The sequence below is a fragment of the Streptomyces sp. PTY087I2 genome (assembly GCF_001687325.1).
GTDB lineage: Bacteria > Actinomycetota > Actinomycetes > Streptomycetales > Streptomycetaceae > Streptomyces.
In genome coordinates this window covers 132,529-150,341 of sequence record NZ_LZRD01000012.1, presented here as the reverse complement: position 1 = coordinate 150,341, position 17,813 = coordinate 132,529, and the positions used below count along the sequence as shown (strand labels likewise).

General features: G+C 72.3%; 11 protein-coding genes and 1 pseudogene. 6 read left to right on the top strand and 6 right to left on the bottom strand.

The features are described from left to right. Positions 1–157 precede the first annotated feature (157 nt). The 3 genes from A3Q37_RS15625 (at position 158) to A3Q37_RS15615 (ending at position 3,205) form a co-directional block, all read left to right on the top strand. Positions 158–1,267, top strand: a complete 1,110-nt coding sequence (locus A3Q37_RS15625; RefSeq protein ID WP_065484871.1) for a nitronate monooxygenase family protein — start codon at positions 158–160, stop codon at positions 1,265–1,267. Continuing rightward, positions 1,264–2,817: an acyl-CoA synthetase gene (locus A3Q37_RS15620; protein WP_065484596.1), complete on the top strand. Its 1,554-nt coding sequence runs from the start codon at positions 1,264–1,266 to the stop codon at positions 2,815–2,817. The genes A3Q37_RS15625 and A3Q37_RS15620 overlap by 4 nt, the downstream gene beginning before the upstream one ends. 112 nt (positions 2,818–2,929) lie before the next feature. Next, a complete protein-coding gene (locus A3Q37_RS15615; protein WP_065484593.1) occupies positions 2,930–3,205 on the top strand; it encodes a hypothetical protein in 276 nt (91 codons plus the stop codon). A 104-nt stretch (positions 3,206–3,309) separates the two neighbouring features. Here A3Q37_RS15615 and A3Q37_RS15610 read toward each other — a convergent pair whose 3' ends face one another. Continuing rightward, the gene (locus tag A3Q37_RS15610) at positions 3,310–5,724 is read right to left on the bottom strand and encodes an acylase (protein ID WP_065484591.1); all 2,415 of its coding nucleotides are present in this window, start codon (positions 5,722–5,724) and stop codon (positions 3,310–3,312) included. Between the two features lie 154 nt (positions 5,725–5,878). Here A3Q37_RS15610 and A3Q37_RS15605 point away from each other — a divergent pair, with 154 nt between their 5' ends. Beyond that, positions 5,879–7,384, top strand: a complete 1,506-nt coding sequence (locus tag A3Q37_RS15605; RefSeq protein WP_065484587.1) for an acyl-CoA synthetase — start codon at positions 5,879–5,881, stop codon at positions 7,382–7,384. A gap of 11 nt (positions 7,385–7,395) precedes the next feature. Here the strand turns inward: A3Q37_RS15605 and A3Q37_RS15600 are convergent, their stop codons facing one another. The 4 genes and pseudogenes from A3Q37_RS15600 to paaK all read right to left on the bottom strand — a co-directional run bounded on the left by A3Q37_RS15600 (position 7,396) and on the right by paaK (position 11,324). Then, the gene (locus A3Q37_RS15600; RefSeq protein ID WP_065484585.1) at positions 7,396–8,160 is read right to left on the bottom strand and encodes an amino acid ABC transporter ATP-binding protein; all 765 of its coding nucleotides are present in this window, start codon (positions 8,158–8,160) and stop codon (positions 7,396–7,398) included. Then, positions 8,157–9,034 (bottom strand): annotated as a pseudogene (locus A3Q37_RS15595) (amino acid ABC transporter permease). Before A3Q37_RS15595 ends, A3Q37_RS15600 begins: the two are co-directional and overlap by 4 nt. Next, positions 9,031–9,912, bottom strand: coding sequence for an ABC transporter substrate-binding protein (locus A3Q37_RS15590; protein ID WP_065484583.1), 882 nt, complete (start codon positions 9,910–9,912; stop codon positions 9,031–9,033). Before A3Q37_RS15590 ends, A3Q37_RS15595 begins: the two are co-directional and overlap by 4 nt. Before the next feature lie 110 nt (positions 9,913–10,022). Beyond that, positions 10,023–11,324, bottom strand: coding sequence for a phenylacetate--CoA ligase PaaK (gene paaK / locus A3Q37_RS15585; RefSeq protein ID WP_065484581.1), 1,302 nt, complete (start codon positions 11,322–11,324; stop codon positions 10,023–10,025). A 169-nt stretch (positions 11,325–11,493) separates the two neighbouring features. Between paaK and A3Q37_RS15580 the strand changes: the two genes are divergently transcribed. After that, positions 11,494–13,044, top strand: coding sequence for an alpha/beta fold hydrolase (locus A3Q37_RS15580; protein WP_065484579.1), 1,551 nt, complete (start codon positions 11,494–11,496; stop codon positions 13,042–13,044). Then, the gene (locus tag A3Q37_RS15575) at positions 13,038–14,033 is read left to right on the top strand and encodes a helix-turn-helix domain-containing protein (protein WP_065484573.1); all 996 of its coding nucleotides are present in this window, start codon (positions 13,038–13,040) and stop codon (positions 14,031–14,033) included. The genes A3Q37_RS15580 and A3Q37_RS15575 overlap by 7 nt, the downstream gene beginning before the upstream one ends. A gap of 34 nt (positions 14,034–14,067) precedes the next feature. Here A3Q37_RS15575 and A3Q37_RS38225 read toward each other — a convergent pair whose 3' ends face one another. Next, the gene (locus A3Q37_RS38225; protein WP_065484563.1) at positions 14,068–17,724 is read right to left on the bottom strand and encodes a serine/threonine-protein kinase; all 3,657 of its coding nucleotides are present in this window, start codon (positions 17,722–17,724) and stop codon (positions 14,068–14,070) included. Between the last annotated feature and the right edge of the window lie 89 nt (positions 17,725–17,813).

Sequence of the window (17,813 nt, the reverse complement as noted above, 5' to 3'; positions counted from 1 at the left end):
AGTAACTTCCGAAATCTCGCCGAGCAGTGAAAGTTCCTGCCGCCGCAGAGATTACTGTCACCTCCCCGATTCCGGATGGGTCCAGCTCCGCAAAGAATCTGACACTGCATCAGAAAATCTCTTCCCTCGGGTGCGTCGCTGCGGCATCCTGCCGCCCATGGAGACGGAACTGAGCCGCCGACTGGGAATCGAGCACGCGATCTTCGGCTTCACGCCGTTCCCCGAGGTCGCCGCGGCCATCACCAGAGCCGGCGGCTTCGGCGTGCTCGGAGCCGTCCGCTACACCGCCCCCGACGACCTGGCCCGCGACCTCGACCGTCTGCACCAGCACGCCGACGGCAAGCCCTACGGCCTCGATGTCGTCATGCCCGCCAAGAAGGTCGAGGGCGTCACCGAGGCGGACGTCGAGGCGATGATCCCCGACGGGCACCGCGGATTCGTCCGGGAACTCCTGGCCCGCCACGGCGTGCCCGAACTGGCCGAGGGGGAGGCGTCCGGCTGGCGCATCACCGGCTGGATGGAGGAGGTCGCCCGGAGCCAGCTCGACGTGGCCTTCGACTACCCGATCAAACTCCTCGCCAACGCCCTCGGCTCCCCGCCCGCCGACGTCGTCGCCCGCGCCCACGACCACGGCGTCCTCGTCGCCGCCCTGGCCGGCAGCGCCCGGCACGCCCGACGCCATGCGGAGGCGGGCATCGACGTCGTCGTCGCCCAGGGGTACGAGGCGGGCGGCCACACCGGCGAGATCGGCTCCATGGTGCTGGTCCCCGAAGTCGTCGAGGCCGTCGCCCCGCTGCCCGTGCTCGCCGCCGGAGGTATCGGCAGCGGCGAACAGGTCGCCGCCGGACTCGCCCTCGGCGCCCAGGGCGTCTGGCTCGGCTCCCTCTGGCTCACCACCGAGGAGGCCGACCTGCACTCCGAGGCCCTGACCGCCAAACTGCTCGCCGCCGGCTCCGGCGACACCGTCCGCTCCCGAGCCCTCACGGGCAAGCCCGCACGCCAGCTCCGTACCGCGTGGACCGACGCCTGGGACGACCCGGCAGGGCCCGGAACCCTGCCCATGCCGCTCCAGGGGCTGCTGGTCGCCGAGGCCGTCTCCCGGATCCAGAAGTACGAGGTCGGCGAACTGCTGGGCACGCCCGTCGGGCAGATCGTCGGCCGGATGAGCAGCCGGCGCAGCGTCCAGGCCGTCGTCGACGATCTCACCCGCGGTTTCGAACGGGCCGTCAGCCGCATCAACCGCATCGCCGGAAGGAGCGCCACGTGAACCAGCCGCCCAACGGCTTCTGGGCCCAGGCCGCCGCCGATCCCGACCGCACCGTCCTGATCGCCCCCGACGGCGAGGAGTGGAGCGCGGGCCGGCTGCACGCCGACGTCAACCGCATGGTCCACGGGCTGCGCGCGGCGGGGCTGCGCGAGGGCGACGCGTTCGCCGTCGTCCTGCCCAACGGCGTCGAACTCCTCACCGCCTACCTCGCCGCCTCGCAGGCCGGCTTCTACCTCGTCCCCGTCAACCACCACCTCGTCGGCCCCGAGATCGCCTGGATCGTCGCCGACTCCGGCGCCCGCGTCCTCATCGCCCACGAACGCTTCGCGGCCGCCGCGACGGCCGCCGCCGACGAGGCCGGGCTGCCCACGAGCCACCGCTACGGCGTGGGTACGGTCCCCGGCGGCCGCCCGTACGCCGACCTCCTCGACGGCCACCCCACCACCCCGCCCGAGGACCGCACGCTGGGCTGGGTCATGAACTACACCTCGGGCACCACCGGCCGCCCGCGCGGAATCCGGCGTCCGCTGCCCGGCAAACGCCCCGAGGAGACCTATCTCGGCGGGTTCCTCGGCATCTTCGGCATCCGGCCGTTCGACGACAACGTCCACCTCGTCTGCTCGCCGCTCTACCACACCGCCGTACTCCAATTCGCGGGCGCCGCACTCCACATCGGGCACCCGCTGGTCCTGATGGACGGCTGGGCCCCGCAGGAGATGCTGCGCCTCATCGACGCCCACCGCTGCACACACACCCATATGGTCCCCACCCAGTTCCACCGGCTGCTAGCCCTGCCCGACGAGGTGAAGACCCGCTACGACGTCTCCTCGATGCGGCACGCCATCCACGGGGCCGCCCCCTGCCCCGACCACGTCAAACGCGCCATGATCGACTGGTGGGGGAGCTGCGTCGAGGAGTACTACGCGGCCAGCGAGGGCGGCGGCGCGTTCGCCACCGCCGAGGACTGGCTGAAGAAGCCCGGCACCGTGGGCAAGGCCTGGCCGATCAGCGAACTCGCCGTCTTCGACGACGACGGGAACCGGCTCCCGGCGGGCGAACTGGGCACCGTCTACATGAAGATGAGCACCGGCGGCTTCAGCTACCACAAGGACGAGACCAAGACCCGCAAGAACCGCATCGGCGACTTCTTCACCGTCGGCGACCTCGGTGTGCTGGACGAGGACGGTTACCTCTTCCTCCGCGACCGCAAGATCGACATGATCATCGCCGGGGGCGTCAACATCTACCCCGCCGAGATCGAGTCCGCCCTGCTCACCCACCCCGCTGTCGCGGACGCCGCCGCCTTCGGCATCCCGCACGCCGACCGGGGCGAGGAGGTCAAGGCCGTCGTCGAACCGGCCGGCGGCCACGAGCCGTCGGCCGAACTCGCCGCCGCGATCCTCGCCCACTGCGAAGAGCGGCTCGCCGGCTACAAACGGCCCCGGAGCCTGGACTTCATCACCGCGATGCCTCGCGACCCCAATGGCAAGCTCTACAAACGACGCTTGCGCGAACCGTACTGGGAGGGCTTCGAGCGACCTCTTTTTTGATACGGGCGCGTCCACACGGGCTCGGCCTCGGGGGCAGGATGGGCGGGTGCTCCCTCCTCGACTGCTGTGGTGTGATCCCCGGCCCATTCCTCGGCTCAACCGGCAGGATCCGGTGACCGTGATCGTCAGCGACCCCGGCTTCCACGAACCGGGCGGCGACGACCACTGCTCGGCGTTCGGCTATTTCTGCCGGGCGCACGACCGCCCCTACCGGCACGAGTCCTGCGGGGACGGGCCGCACCTCCTCGCCCTGGACTGCCAGGAACACGGACCGGAGAACATGTGGCCGCAGCCGCGCATGCTGCTGTTCCCGGAGGGCTTCGACCCGCCGCTGAGCGACGCGCAGCTGGCCTGGGCGCGGGCGGAGGGCGGAGCCGTCCCGGGATGATCCGCCAGGAACGCCCGGGAACGCCGTCACGACACGTCAGCGAGAAGGGCGCCCACCGAGGCGGACGCCCTTCTGACAGCGGGCGGGCGCACCCGCCCACTGCGCTACCGCCGCTCGTGCACCCGCACCACCCGCAGGGCCGGCGAGCGTGCGATGTCCTTCTCGCAGAACCGCGACGTCACCCAGCGCTCGCCCGCGTACAGCCGGGTCTGGTCGCTGTAGTGCGGCGACTTCGGGTTCTCCGACTGGGAGTACGTCAGCAGCGTCCGAGCCACCGGGCAGCGGCTGTCGTCCCAGCCGACCGCCTGGATGTAGCTGGAGCCCGACGACACCTCCGTATAACCGCCCGCCGCCGCGTTCCACACCGGCTCGGTCTTGTTCCAGATGCCCAGCGACTCCGTGCCGCCGCCGATCGGGAGCCGCTTGCCGTTCCGTACGACGAACTGATGCTTGCCCAGCGGTGCGTCCAGCGCGATGCCCGCCGCCCGCAGCTCCGCCACCGCGTCCGCCAGCGCCCTGCCCACTCCCGGCGCGGCGGTGTTCAGGTCGCGCGGGGTGCGCACCGGGTCGGCCGGGTCGAACGGGGTCTTCCACAGCTCGGCCGCCGGCACCGCCGACGTCTTCCGCCAGAACCGGTCGAAGAGCAGCGCGCCCCGGCTGTCGCTGTCCACGCTCCGGTCCCAGCGCCGCAGCACCCGGCAGGCCTCCGACACATCGACGGGCGTGCCGTCCGTGCCCACCGCCCTGCCGCCCGGCAGGGCCGCGCACCACTTCGCCACCTCCGACGCGGCCAGGTCACCGGCCGGCGCCCGGTTGGCGAACTGCTGCCGCTGGAGGTCCGTCACCCGCAGGCGGCCCTTGTCCGCCATCGACGCCACGTCCTCGATCGCGCCGCGCGTCCGCATCGACCGGGGCGTCGCGACCGTGCCGAAGACCCGCTCGTACCCGGTCAGCGGCCGGTCCGCGTTGGTCAGCCACGCGCTGTCGTTGGAGTTCTCGACGTACGGCTGGTTCTTCAGCACCGGCATCCGGCTCGGGCCGAAGATCCCCGGCTGCACCGCGTCCCGGTCGCTGCCCAGCGCGCAGTCCTTCCGCGAACCGTCCAGCACCGCCAGACCGGAGGCGGGGTACGTGGCCCGGCCCAGCGGGGTCGAGCAGCGCTCCGCCAGCTCGTCCGTGATCCTCGGCAGCACCTGCGACTGGGCGAAGAACGAGTGCCCCGCCCGGTCCGCCGCGATCGTGTTCACCCACGGCATGCCCTGATTCCGGCGCAGCGAGCGTTCGACGTCCGCCGTGCCCCGGGCCTTGCTGAAGCCCAGACCCGTGTCCGCCATCCGCAGATTCGTCGCGTTCGGGTCGTTCAGCGCGTACGCCGTGCTCGCCGTCCACGGCAACGGCAGCGCCGTGCCCATGGAGTCGACGACCGGGCCGTAGCGCGTCCACCACTGGGTGCGGGTCACGGGAGCCGCGCCCTTCACCGGGACGGTCACCGTCCGCTTCGTCATCCGCTCCCGTTTCCCGTCCACCAGATACGTGGTCGGGTCGGCCGGATCCAGCGTCAGCTGATGCAGATTCAGCGTCACGCCCGTGGCGACCGTATGGCTCCACGCCACATCCGCGTTGTGGCCGATCGAGATCGTCGTCGCGCCCAGCAGGGACGCCCCCGACACGTTCAGCTCGCCGGGGATCGTCTGCTGCGACTGCCAGAAGCGGCGTCCGCCCTGCCACGGGTAGTGCGGGTTGCCCAGCAGCAGCCCGCGCCCGTTCGCCGTGGTGGAGCCGTCGAAGGCCACCGCGTTGGACCCCATGTCCGCGTTCTGCGCCGACAGCAGCCGCTTCGCCGCCGACGCCGCCTCCTCAGGGGTGACCCCGGCCGCCGGGGGAGCGGCGGTCGGCGGCTGCGCGGCCGTGATGCCGTCGATCCCGCGCCCCTGGCCGCCGAGCACCGCCAGGGCGTACCCGCGCGCCGCCACGTCCAGCGCCGTCACCGGGCGCACCCACGACGCGCCCCGGCAGGCCGGATCGGTGATCCGGTTCTGCGCGATCCACGCGTTGTACCCGGCGGCGAACCCGCGCATGGTCTCCTTCACGTCCCGGCTCGGACCGGCGGGCGCGGGGACCTTCAGCAGCTTCTCCACCGTGCCGCTGTCCCGGACACCCCGGAAGTACAGATCGCTGGAGAGGTTCGTCGTCGCCGAGGAGAGGGAGAAGTCCGTGGCCGCGTCCGGCCCGAAGTGCTTCGACCGTTCCCCGCGCACCGTGAGGAAGCCGTCCGCCAGCGTGCACACCTGGTCGGCGGCCTGCGCCCAGCCGGTGCCGAAGCCGAGCCGCGCGTAGTCCTTGGCCACGATGTGCGGGATGCCGTACTCCGTGTACCGGATGACGGCGGAGAGCCCGCCGCCGGACGGGTGCCGCTCCTGCCCCGCCCCGGAGGCGGTCGCCGGCGGCAGCGACGCCGACACGGTGAACAGGGCGAGACCGGCAACCCCGAGCAGTCTCAGACGGTTTCGCAATCTCAAGGTGTTCCTCCCAACGGTGCGGGTGGCACGGGCGGTTGACCGGACCGTCCGGTCAGCCACGCGCCACTCAGCCAGGGAGCCCCGGCAACTGTCAACCGTCTGGTCGGTATCCGGCCTCTTGACCCCCGGGGCCCGGCCCGCACAGGATCACGCCATGACAGGTGTACGCAGCAGCACAGTCGACGGCGTCCTCACCCGCAGCGCCCGGCGCACCCCCGGCCGGACCGCCGTACGGTACGCCGACCGGGCCTGGACCTACCGCTCGCTGGACGCCGCCGTCTCCACGGCCGCCGCCGTCCTGACCGAGGAGCACGGTCTCGCCCCCGGCGACCGGGTGGCCGCCTACGCGCACAACTCCGACGCCTATCTGATCGGCTTCCTCGCCTGCGCCCGGGCCGGCCTCGTCCACGTACCGGTCAATCAGAACCTCACCGGTGACGACCTGGCGTACCTCCTCGACCAGTCCGGCTCCTCCCTCGTGCTGACCGACCCGGACCTCGCCGGGCGGCTCCCCGCCGGCTGTACCGTACGCGCGCTGCGTGATGCTCCCGGTTCGCTGCTCGACGCCCTGGAGGCGGAACGGCCCTTCACCCCAAAGCGCCCGCCCGCCTCCGACGACCTGGTGCAGCTGCTGTACACCTCCGGTACCACCGCCCTGCCCAAGGGCGCGATGATGACGCACGGGGCCCTGGTCCACGAGTACGTCAGTGCGATCACCGCGCTCGGCCTCGCCGCCGCCGACCGGCCCGTGCACTCCCTGCCGCTCTACCACTCGGCCCAGATGCATGTGTTCCTGCTGCCCTATCTGGCGGTGGGCGCGGAGAACACCATCCTGGACGCGCCGGACGCCGCCCGCATCTTCGACCTCGTCGAATCGGGCCTGGGCGACAGCCTGTTCGCTCCGCCCACCGTCTGGATCGCCCTCGCCAACCACCCGGATTTCGCCACCCGCGACCTCCGCGGCCTGCGGAAGGCGTTCTACGGGGCCTCGATCATGCCCGTCCCTGTCCTGGAGCGGCTGCGCGAACGCCTGCCGCACCTGGCCTTCTTCAACTGTTTCGGCCAGAGCGAGATCGGGCCGCTGGCCGCCGTGCTGGGACCCGACGAGCACGAGGGCCGCATGGAATCCTGCGGCCGGCCGGTCCTTTTCGTGGAGGCCCGCGTCGTCGACGAGAAGGGCGAGGACGTCCCCGACGGAACCCCCGGCGAGGTCGTCTACCGCTCGCCCCAACTCTGCTCCGGCTACTGGGAGAAGCCCGAGGAGACGGCGGAGGCCTTCCGCGACGGCTGGTTCCGTTCCGGCGACCTCGCCGTCCGCGACGCCGAGGGCTTCTACACCGTCGTCGACCGGGTGAAGGACGTCATCAACTCCGGCGGCGTCCTCGTCGCCTCCCGCCAGGTCGAGGACGCCCTCTACACCCACCCCGCCGTCGCCGAGACCGCCGTCATCGGCCTCCCCGACGACCGCTGGATCGAGGCCGTCACCGCCGTCGTCGTCCGGCACGCCGACGCGGCCGTGGACGAGGGCGAACTCATCGCCCACGCCCGCGAGAAGCTCACCGCCTTCAAAGCGCCCAAGCGCGTCGTGTTCGTCGACGAACTCCCGCGCAACGCCAGCGGAAAGATCCTCAAGCGGCAACTGCGCGACGAACTGACCTGAAACCGGCGGTTTTACAGCCGCCCAGCCGCCACGATCCGCCGCAGGAACCGCTGGGTGCGCTCCTCGCGCGGCGCGCCGAACACCTCCTCGGGCGTGCCGCGCTCCAGCACCACCCCGGCGTCCAGGAAACACACCTGGTCGGCGACCTCACGCGCGAACGCCATCTCGTGCGTGGCGATCACCATCGTCATGCCGTCCTCCTTCACCTCCCGTACGAGACCCAGCACTTCGCCCACCAGCTCCGGGTCCAGGGCCGCCGTGATCTCGTCCAGAAGCAGCAGCCGGGGGCGTACGGCCAGCGCCCGCACGATCGCCGCCCGCTGCTGCTGCCCGCCGCTGAGCCGGTCCGGATACTCGTCCGCCTTCGCCCCGAGCCCCAGCCGCTCCAGCAGCTCCCGGGCCTCCGCCTCGGCCCGGGGCCGCGAGAGCCCGTGGACGCGGCGCGGGGCCAGGGTGATGTTCTGTAGCACGGTCAGATGCGGGAAGAGGTTGTACGCCTGGAACACCACGCCGATCCGGCGGCGCACCGCGTCCGCGTCGGCCCGGGGATCGGTGATCTCCTCGCCGTCCAAGAAGATCGCCCCGTCGTCGACCTCCTCCAGGAGGTTGGCGCAGCGCAGCAGCGTCGACTTCCCCGACCCGGAAGTGCCAAGCAGGGCGGTCACCGTGTGCGGGGCCACCTCCAGATCCACGTCCCGCAGCACCAGCGACGTACCGAACGACTTCCGGACCGCCTCCATCCGCAGCACCGGAGCCGCTTCCGCTGCCGTGCTCATACCAGCCCTCCCTGCGCCCGCCGCCGGTCCATCCGGGCCGTCACCCAGTCGGTGAGCCGGGTCATCGGGATGGTCAGCGCCACGAAGACCAGCCCCGCGACCACGTACGGCGTGTAGTTGAAGTCCTTGCTCGCGATGATCTGCGCCGCGTACACGGCGTCCACCGCCCCGGCGATCGAGACGAGCCCGGTGTCCTTCTGGAGCGACACCAGATCGTTCAGGAGCGGCGGCACCACCCGCCGCACCGCCTGGGGGAGTACGACGAAACGCAGCGCCTGCCCGCTGCTCAGCCCCAGCGAACGCGCCGCCGCCCGCTGCGAGGGGTGCACGGACTCGATGCCCGCCCGGAAGACCTCCGCGACGTACGCCGAATACGTCAGCACCAGCGCGCTGCCGCCCAGCAGCACCGGATCGGTGGTCACCCCCTCCAGCCGCAGGGCGGGCACCCCGAACACCACCATCAGCAGACAGATGATGAGCGGCAGCCCCCGGAAGAAGTCCGTGTACGCGGCGGCCAGCGCACGCAGGGGGAAGAACACCGGGCGCGCAGAGTACGGGCCACCGCCAGCAGCAGACCGAGCACGAGCACGGCCGCCCCGCACACGGCCAGCAGTCGCAGATTCAGCCACAGCCCCTCCAGGACCTGCGGGAAGGCGACGCGCGCGTAGTGGGCGCTGAAGAAGGTCTCCTTGGTACGGGTCCACCCCGGCGAGTTCGTGATCAGCACGAACAGCACCGCGCCCACCACCAGCGTGCTGGTCGCAGCGATCGCGGTGGCCCGCCGGGTGCGTCCCCGACGGTAGCGCTCGCGGGCGATCCGCCGCTCGGAGGGGACGTAGGCGTCCTCGACGGCCGGCGCCTTGTGCAGGGTCACCTGAGCACCGGCGCGTCGACGGCGTCGGAGAGCCACTCCTTCTCCAGGCCGGCCAGCGTGCCGTCCTTCCGCAGGGCGTCCACCGCCCCGCTCACGCAGGAGGTCAGCGCGCTCTCCCGGTCCAGGACAAGACCGAACTGCTCCGGCTCACCGGGGGATTCGGCGAACTGGCCCACCACCTGAGCCTCGGGCACCTCGGCCCCGGTGATGTAGAACGCGGTCGGCAGGTCCACCACGATGGCGTCCACCTGGCCGGTCTTCAGCGCCGACTTGGCGAAGTCGTTGCGCTGGTAGACGGCGGGCTTCTCCTTCGGCTTCACCAGATCGGTGATGAAGTCGAGGCTGGTGGTGCCCACCTGCGCGCCCAGCTTCACGTCCTTGAGGTCGGCGACGCTCTTCGCCTTCGCGGCCTTCGACGACTTCAGCGCGACGACGGCCTGGCGCACGTCGTAGTAGCCGGAGGAGAAGGCGACGGCCTTCTTCCGCTCCTCGCTGATGGAGACCTGGTTGATGTCGAAGTCGAACTTCTTCGCACCGGGCGCGAACGCGCTGTTGAACGGCACATGCTGCCAGACCACCGCATCGCGGCCGTACCCCAGCTCCTTCGCCACGGCGTACGCCACCGCCGACTCGAAGCCCTTCCCGTTGGACGGCTCGTCGTCGGCGAACCAGGGGGCGTACGCGGGCTTGTCGGTGCCGACGGTGAGCTTGCCCGGCACCCGGGTGGCGAGCTTGCCGGGCGCGCAGGACGCCGCCGCACCGGGCCGGTCCGACGCCTCCTTCTCCTCCGCTTGCGGGGCACAGCCCGCGAGGGCGGCGCAGAGGGCGACGACGGAGCACAGAGCGGTGATGACCAGGGGCCGGTGGGCGAGATGCATAGCGGGAGACTCGCAGGACCCGGCCCCCTGTGTCGAGACGTTTCGGCAGCTGTCCGCATCGTGGGAACGGGTGTTGCGACGGTGTGAACAGCGCCGGTCAGCGCCGCCGTTCACCTCGTGCCGGACTCCTTCTCCCGCAGGTCGACGATCCGCCGGATCTTGCCCACGGAGCGCTCCAGCGTCTCCGGATCCACGATCTCGACGCTCACCGACACCCCGACGCCGTCCTTCACCGCCGCCGCGATGGCCCGCGCCGCCTTCTCCCGCTCGTCGGCCGTCGCGTCCGCCCGTGCCTCCGCGAGGACCGTCAGCGCGTCCAGCCGCCCGTCGCGCGTCAGCCGCAGCTGGAAGTGCGGGGCGACGGCGGGCGTACGGAGCACGATCTCCTCGATCTGGGTGGGGAAGAGGTTCACCCCGCGCAGGATCACCATGTCGTCGCTGCGGCCGGTGACCTTCTCCATCCGCCGGAACGTCCGCGCCGTCCCCGGTAGCAGCCGCGTCAGGTCCCGGGTCCGGTACCGGATCACCGGCATCGCCTCCTTGGTCAGCGAGGTGAAGACCAGCTCCCCCTCCTCGCCGTAGGGCAGCACCTCACCGGTGAACGGGTCCACGACCTCCGGATAGAAGTGGTCCTCCCAGATGTGCAGCCCGTCCTTCGTCTCCACGCACTCCTGCGCCACCCCCGGGCCCATCACCTCCGAGAGCCCGTATATGTCCACCGCGTCGATCGCGAACCGGTCCTCGATCTCCGCGCGCATCCCCTCGGTCCACGGCTCCGCGCCGAAGATCCCCACCTTCAGGGACGTCGACCGCGGATCGACGCCCTGCCGCTCGAACTCGTCCAGCAGCGTCAGCATGTACGACGGCGTGATCATGATGATCTCGGGCCGGAAGTCCTGGATCAGCTGCACCTGACGCGCGGTCATGCCGCCGGAGGCCGGGATCACCGTGCAGCCGAGCCGCTCCGCCCCGTAATGCGCCCCGAGACCACCGGTGAACAGCCCGTACCCGTACGCCACATGGACCTTGTGGCCGGGCCGTCCGCCCGCCGCCCGGATCGACCGGGCCACCACGTCCGCCCAGGTGTCCAGATCCCGTTCGGTGTACCCGACGACCGTCGGCCGCCCCGTCGTGCCGCTGGAGGCGTGGATCCTGCGCACCTCGTGCTCCGGTACGGCGAACATCCCGAAGGGGTAGTTGTCCCGCAGATCCGTCTTCGCGGTGAACGGGAAACGGGCCAGATCCGCGAGCGTCCGGCAATGCTCGGGCAGCAGCCCCGCCCGGTCGAAAGCGTCCCGGTAGAAGGGGACGTTGTCGTACGCGTGGCGCAGGGTGGACCGCAGCCGCTCCAGCTGGAGGGCCTCCAGCTCGCCCCGGCCGAGCCGCTCCGCCGCGTCCAGCATGGCCGTCATAAGGACCCTTCCTCTCCCGAACCGGGCGACCGATCATTCGGTCGATCTTCCTGGGAGCAGTAATTCAGGCGGCCGGGGCCGCTGGCAAGAGGGGCGCACGCATCACTGTGGATCAGCTCCCCGCGAAGCCCGCTGTGCCCGCCCACGGCTTCCTGTTTGGATGGGACGTATGCCGACCTTCTCCGCGTACGACAAGACCCCCCTCGCCCATGACGTGGTGGGCGAGGGGGAACCGCTGATCTGTCTGCCCGGCGGGCCCATGCGGGCGAGCGCGTATCTCGGCGACCTCGGAGGGCTCACCGCCCGGCGCCGGCTCGTCCTGCCGGACCTGCGCGGCACTGGCGCGTCCGGTGTGCCCGACGACCCGTCGACGTACCGCTGCGACCGCCTCGTCGACGATGTGGAGGCCCTGCGCGAACACCTGGGCCTGGAGCGGATCGACGTACTGGCGCACTCCGCCGGAGCCGATCTGGCCCTCCTGTACGCCGCCCGCCACCCGGAACGGCTGCGCACCCTGACCCTCGTCACGCCCAGCACCCGGGCCGTGGGCATCGAGGTGACGGACCAGGATCTGCGCGAGGCCGCCGAGCTGCGCCGCGACGAGCCCTGGTACCCCGAGGCGCGGGCCGCCCAGGAGGCGCTGCTCGCCGGAGGCCCCTTCGCCGAGCTGTGGCCCGCCGTCCGGCCCCTCACCTACGGCCGCTGGGACGACGCGGCCCGCGCCCACGCCGAGGCCTCCGCCGGACAGACCAACGCGGCAGCCCGCGAACGCTACGCCGAGGAAGGCGCCTTCGACCCCGCCGCCACCGCCGCGGCCCTGCGCGAGCTCACCGTGCCGGTGCTCGTCCTCGCCGGGGAGTACGACGGCCACCCCAGCCCCGACCGGGCCACGGAGCTCGCCGCGCTCTTCCCGGGCGCCGAGTTCGTCGTCCAGCGCGGAGCCGGGCACTTCCCCTGGCTGGACGACCCGGGAGCCTTCGCCCGTACGGTCGAGGCCTTCCTCGACCCGGAGGTCCTGAGCGTCCAGGCGGGCGGGGTCCGGCTCGCCTACCGGGTGTGGGGCGCCCCCGAGGCCCCGCCCGTCGTCCTGCTGCACGGCCGGGCGGGCTCCGGCGAGACCTGGAACCGGATCGCGGAGGACCTGGCCGCCGACCACCGCGTGTACGCCCCCGACTTCCGGGGCCACGGGCTGAGCGACTGGCCCGGCCGCTACTCCTTCGAGATGTTCCGCGACGACCTGCACGCCTTCCTGGAGGCCCGCAACCTCGCCGGAGCGACCGTCGTCGGACACTCCATGGGCGGGGTCGCCGCCTACCTCCTGGCCCAGCGGGAACCGGACCTGATCGGGCGGCTGGTCATCGAGGACGCGCCGCCCCTCCTCCCGCTCGACCCGCCCCGCCCGCCCTCCGTCCGCCCCGAGGGCGACCTCGACTTCGACTGGCCCGTCGTCCCCGACACCGACGCCCAGCTGAACGACCCCGACCCGGCCGTCCGCGAACGTTTCCCGGAGATCACCGCGCCCACCCTCGTCATCGGCGGCGGGCCCGGCAGCCACATCGACCAGGAACAGCTCGCGCGGATGGTCCGCGAGATACCGGACGCCGAGCTGGTCACCATCGACGCCGGGCACCTGATCCACACGGACCGGCCGGAGCAATTCCTCGCGGCGGTCCGGGAGTTCGGGCTCCAGGACCGGGAAGGAGGCGGCGGCGCATGCTGACCGCGGGAAGATTTTGGACCGACACGATACCGCGCGGCGACCGGTTCGCCTACTGGCACAAGTACATGGCCGACGTCGTCGCGCCCATGGAGATCAGCAGCCCCCACGCCGCCGACTTCCGGGCCGGCTACCGGCTCCTGCGCATCGAGGACGCAGTGCTGTGGCCCACCCAGGCGCCCGCCTCCCGCTACCGGCGCACCCCCCGGCTGATCCGGCAGTCCGACCCGGGGCTGCTCCACATGACCCTCGTCCAGCCCGGAAGCGGGCCCATACAGGTCGAACAGGGCAGGGTGCACAGCGCCGTGGCACCGCACGACGTCTACTTCATCGACACCTCGAAGCCCTACGAGGTGGCGACCGTCGACGCGCCCATCAAGGGCATCGGCCTCGACCTGCCCCGGTCGCAGCTGCCCCTGCCGCCGAGCACGTCCCTGGACGCCATCGTGGGCCGACGCCTGTCCGGCCGCCACGGCTTCGGCGCGCTGATCTCCCAGGTCCTCCTGCACCTGGTGGACCAGGCCGAGGCATACGGCCCGTCCGACGGGCCCCGGCTGCACCGGATCCTGCTCGACCTCACAGCCGGCCTGCTCGCGGAGGGGCTCGACCAGGAGGCGGCCCTGTCACCGGAGGCCCGCAGCCGCAACCTCGTCCTGGCCATCCGCTCCTTCATCGGCGGCAACCTCCACGACCCCCGGCTCACCCCGGCGTCCGTCGCCGCCGCGCACCACATCTCCACCCGCCATCTGCACCGGCTGTTCCAGCAGGAGGGAACCACGGTGGCCGCCCTCATCCGCAACCGCCGCCTGGAGCGGGCCCGGCGGGACCTCGCCGACCCCGGACTCGCCGACACACCGGTCCAAGCGATCGCCGCACGGTGCGGCTTCGCATCACCGGCCCACTTCAGCCGGGTGTTCCGCACCGCCCACGGGATGTCCCCCAGCGACTACCGGTACGTCGAGCTCCGGGCGAGCAACGAGCCTCCGAGCTGAGCGGCCGGGGCGGGACCGATTCCGTCCCGCCCCCTCAGCACAGGCTCCGATACGGCGCGTCGGGCACGTACGTACGCCACTCCTCCGGGGTGATGTCGCGCCCGGCGCGCCGGCACACCTGCTCCGCCAGTCGGTCCGGCGAGAGGTCCAGCCTGTGGACCGCGGAGCCCGTCAGGGTGCGCAGGACCGTCCCGTCGAACGTGAGGGAGTCGACCCTGCGTCCCGTGATCGGCAGAGGCTTCCCGAGGGGCGTCCTCGTGTTCGTGTCCCAGAGCTGGACGGCCTCGCCCCGTACCACGACGGCCAACAGGCCCCCGTCGGCGGAGAAGGCCAGATCGCCGAGCGGCTGCCCGAACCGGGGAGCCCCCGGCACCAGCTCGCTCGGCAGCGCCGCCTTCCGTTCGCGCACCGCGCCGTCCCACAGTTCCAGCCAGCCGGAACTCCTGAGCACGGCCAGGGAGCGACCGTCGGGGGAGAAGGCCGGCCGGCCTCCGGGGTCTCGGGCGAGCCCGGTCCTGCGCAGCGCCCCGTCGTCCAGGGTGACCTCCATCCCCGATGCGGTCACCAGCCGTTCGCTGTCGTGGCTGAACACGGCCTCCGCGGTGCTGTCGTTGAACTGCCGTACCCTCTTGCCCTTCTCGATGTCCCAGACCTCGTGGATGTGCGCGCCCGAACTCTCCACCCCGAACTCCATCGACACCACGGACAGATGGCGGCCGTCCGGGGAGACAGCCAGATGGAGCGGGCGGTGGTTCGCGGCGACCGGGACGCGGTGGAGGTCCTTGCCCTTCCTGATGTCGCGCACCACCACCTCGTGGTCGCTCTCGTAGCGGGAGAGCCTTTCCTTGTACGAGTACGCCACGACGCGGCCCTCGTCGTCGATGGAGGCGTACAGCTCCTCGTTCTCCAAGGGGTCGCCGGGCTGGCGCTGCGCGACGAGGCCGCCGACGCGCTTGCCGGTGCGCAGGTCGACCGCCTGGAGTGTCGGTTGGTCGATCGCGTCCGGGGCGGACCGGACCAGCCCGAACCGTCCATCGGCGGAGACAGCGGCGGTGACGCGTCCGTCCGTCCGGCCGGACAGGGCGCCGGTCAGGTCGATCTCGTAGAGCCGGCCGGTGGTGGTCGAGAAGTAGCGCAGCCGCTCCGCCTTCTCGTCCAGGGCGAGTTGGTCGGCGTACATCCCCTTGTCACCCTGCCCGGTGGGCGCGGTCACCGAGAACAGCGGTTTCTCTGAGTCACGGGCCCAGACGTCGATGGTCGTGCCGTCGTTCCCCCAGCCGACGAAGAAGCGCCCTTGCGAGCCGAAGCGGATGTTGTCGCCCCGGTGGCTGATCAACCCGGCCTCCTCGTGGGTGACGAGGTCGTACAGGCGCGCCGACGATCCGGTGCTCACGGACATGTACCGCCCGTCCGGGCTGAACTCGAACCGGCAGGTATCGGCCTTGGGAGGCAGCGTGTCACGGATGACGGGATCCTCCCCGGGCAGCAGGCCCACGACGCGGACCTCCCCTTCCACGCAGTCGACGGAATACTTCCCGTCGGGCGTCAGCGTGCCGCCGGTGGGGGCCGCCAGGCCGTTGCCCTCCCGGTCGACCAGGGTGATCGAGCGGCGGTCGGACAGCAGCGTGTGCCCGCTGTTGGAGACGGCCAGCCCCTCGAAGTACCCCGACGGCGCCCGGATCGGAGGTGCGGCCGGGGTGCCGTCCTCGGTGTTCAGCACCCGGAACGTCTTGTCCTTGGCGACCAGGAGCATGAGCCGGTCGTCCGGGCTGAACGCCGGGCGTCGCGTGTCGTTGAGCTCGAACTCGTCGGGGGAGAGGGTCGCCACCGGCTTCTTCAGCGCCGCCTGCCCGCCCGTCAGGTCGTGGATGCGTACCCCCAGCGACGACGAGGCGATCAGGCGCCGGCCGTCCCGGGAGAGGTGGCTCGACTGCTCCTCACCGTCGTTCACGTCGCTCAGGTCGACGACCGAGCGCACCGGCTGGACGGCGGCGGCGGCGAGGGCGGCCCGCGCCTCCGGCACCTCGGCGATCCGCCACGAGGCGAGCCCCAGCAGCATCGCGGTCTTCGGCTCCGTGGCCGGCAGGTTCGCCGCCGCCTGCGCCACCGTACGGGCCGTGGCCTCGGCCCGGCGGCGGTCGGCCTCCCGGCTCTGCGCCCAGGCCAGGCCACCCGCCAGCAGAGCGAGCGCCGTGGCCCCGGCGAGCCCCGACAGCAGCTGCCGCCGACGCCGGGTGGTACGGGCCGCGGTGGCCCGGCTCGCGGTGAGGAAGCGCTGCTCCAGAGGGTTGGGCCGCAGGCTGTAGGGAGCGGTGGGCAGCCAGTCGAGGCACCGCGTCAGCTCGGTGCCGCGCAGCAGGTCCTCCGGCCGCTCACCGTGCCGCTGCCAGAGCCGGGCCGCCGAGCCGATGCGCTGAAGGACGGCGAGGCCCCGCCGGTCGGCGTCGATCCAGGCGTGCAGCCGCCGCCACGCGGGGAGCAGCGCGGCGCTGGCGGGCCGCAGGGCGCCGTCCGCCTCCGATACGAGGACCCCGGCGGCCAGGAGCCGCTGGGCGGCGGCGGTGACCTCCCGCTGTTCGTCCTCGGGCCGGTCGGCCAGCAGTTCGTCGGGGTGGGCGGTGCGCACGGAGTCCTGGGAGCCGTCCGGCGCGGCCCCCGGCACGGTGAGGCGGAGCAGCAGCCCGTGGGCGGCGAGCCGGGCGACGGGGGAGAGCGCCGCGAAGGCCGCCTCCGCACGCTCCCCGAGGGGCGCCTCCACGACGGTCCCGCCGACGCCGGCCGGCCCTTCCGTGCCGGTCGCCTCGGGGCGGTTGGCTTCGGGCGCGTCGCCCGAAGGCGCGGCGGCCTTCCGGGCGCCCGCCTCCATCAGCGCGGCCCGGGGGTCCGCCGCCTTGACGGGCGCACCGACCAGGCCCAGCAGCAGATCGGCCGCGGTGGGCCGCAGCTCCGGATCCTTGGCGAGGGCCGCGGCCATGAGCGGCCGTATCGCCGGGGGCAGCGCTCCCAGATCCGGCTCGACGGTGGTGGTGCGGTGGGCGACCTCGGCGATGTTCTCGCCCCGGAACGGCTCCGTACCGGTCGCCGCGTACAGCACGACGGCGGCCCACGCGAAGACGTCGGACGCCTCGGTCGCCCGCTGCCCGGCCAGAACCTCGGGGGCCATGTAGCCGAACGTCCCCATGATCGCGCCGGTGGCGGTGAGGGACATGTCCGGGGCCCGGGCGATCCCGAAGTCGATGATCCGGGGCCCGTCCGGGCCCAGCAGGACGTTCCCGGGCTTGAGGTCCCGGTGCACGACGCCCGCCTGGTGGATCGCGGCCAGCGCGGTCGCCACCCCGGTGGCCAGCCGCAGCACCGCGTCCGGGGACGACGGCCCGTTCTCCCGTACGGCAGTGGCGAGGGTCGGCCCCGGCACGTACTCGCTGACCAGATACGGGACTTCGTCGTCGACGCCGGCGCGCACGATCCGTGCCGTGCAGAACGGGGCCACCCGCCGGGCGGCCTCCGCCTCCCGCGTGAACCGCTCCCGCAGGAACGGATCAGCGGCCCGGTGCAGCGTCTTGAGCGCGAACCGGTCCCCGGCCGCGTCGTACGCCTCGTACACCACGCCCTGTCCACCGGCACCCAGTCTGGCGGCGAGCCAGTACCCCCCGACGCGCTCCGGATCGTCCTGTGTCAGCGGCGAACTCACTGTGATCTCTTCCCCGTTCGAGCATGAAGGCGCAGGTGCGAGCGTAAGCGGAGTCGGGCGCCCGACACACCCCCGCGGCGCCGGGCATC

What these genes read in the sequence shown, in the direction of transcription:
- A3Q37_RS15625 (WP_065484871.1), top strand. Translation starts at nt 158, where the DNA reads ATGGAGACGGAACTGAGCCGCCGACTGGGAATCGAGCACGCGATCTTC.
- A3Q37_RS15605 (WP_065484587.1), top strand. Translation starts at nt 5,879, where the DNA reads ATGACAGGTGTACGCAGCAGCACAGTCGACGGCGTCCTCACCCGCAGC.
- A3Q37_RS15600 (WP_065484585.1), bottom strand. Translation starts at nt 8,160, where the DNA reads ATGAGCACGGCAGCGGAAGCGGCTCCGGTGCTGCGGATGGAGGCGGTC.
- A3Q37_RS15590 (WP_065484583.1), bottom strand. Translation starts at nt 9,912, where the DNA reads ATGCATCTCGCCCACCGGCCCCTGGTCATCACCGCTCTGTGCTCCGTC.
- paaK (WP_065484581.1), bottom strand. Translation starts at nt 11,324, where the DNA reads ATGACGGCCATGCTGGACGCGGCGGAGCGGCTCGGCCGGGGCGAGCTG.
- A3Q37_RS15580 (WP_065484579.1), top strand. Translation starts at nt 11,494, where the DNA reads ATGCCGACCTTCTCCGCGTACGACAAGACCCCCCTCGCCCATGACGTG.
- A3Q37_RS15575 (WP_065484573.1), top strand. Translation starts at nt 13,038, where the DNA reads ATGCTGACCGCGGGAAGATTTTGGACCGACACGATACCGCGCGGCGAC.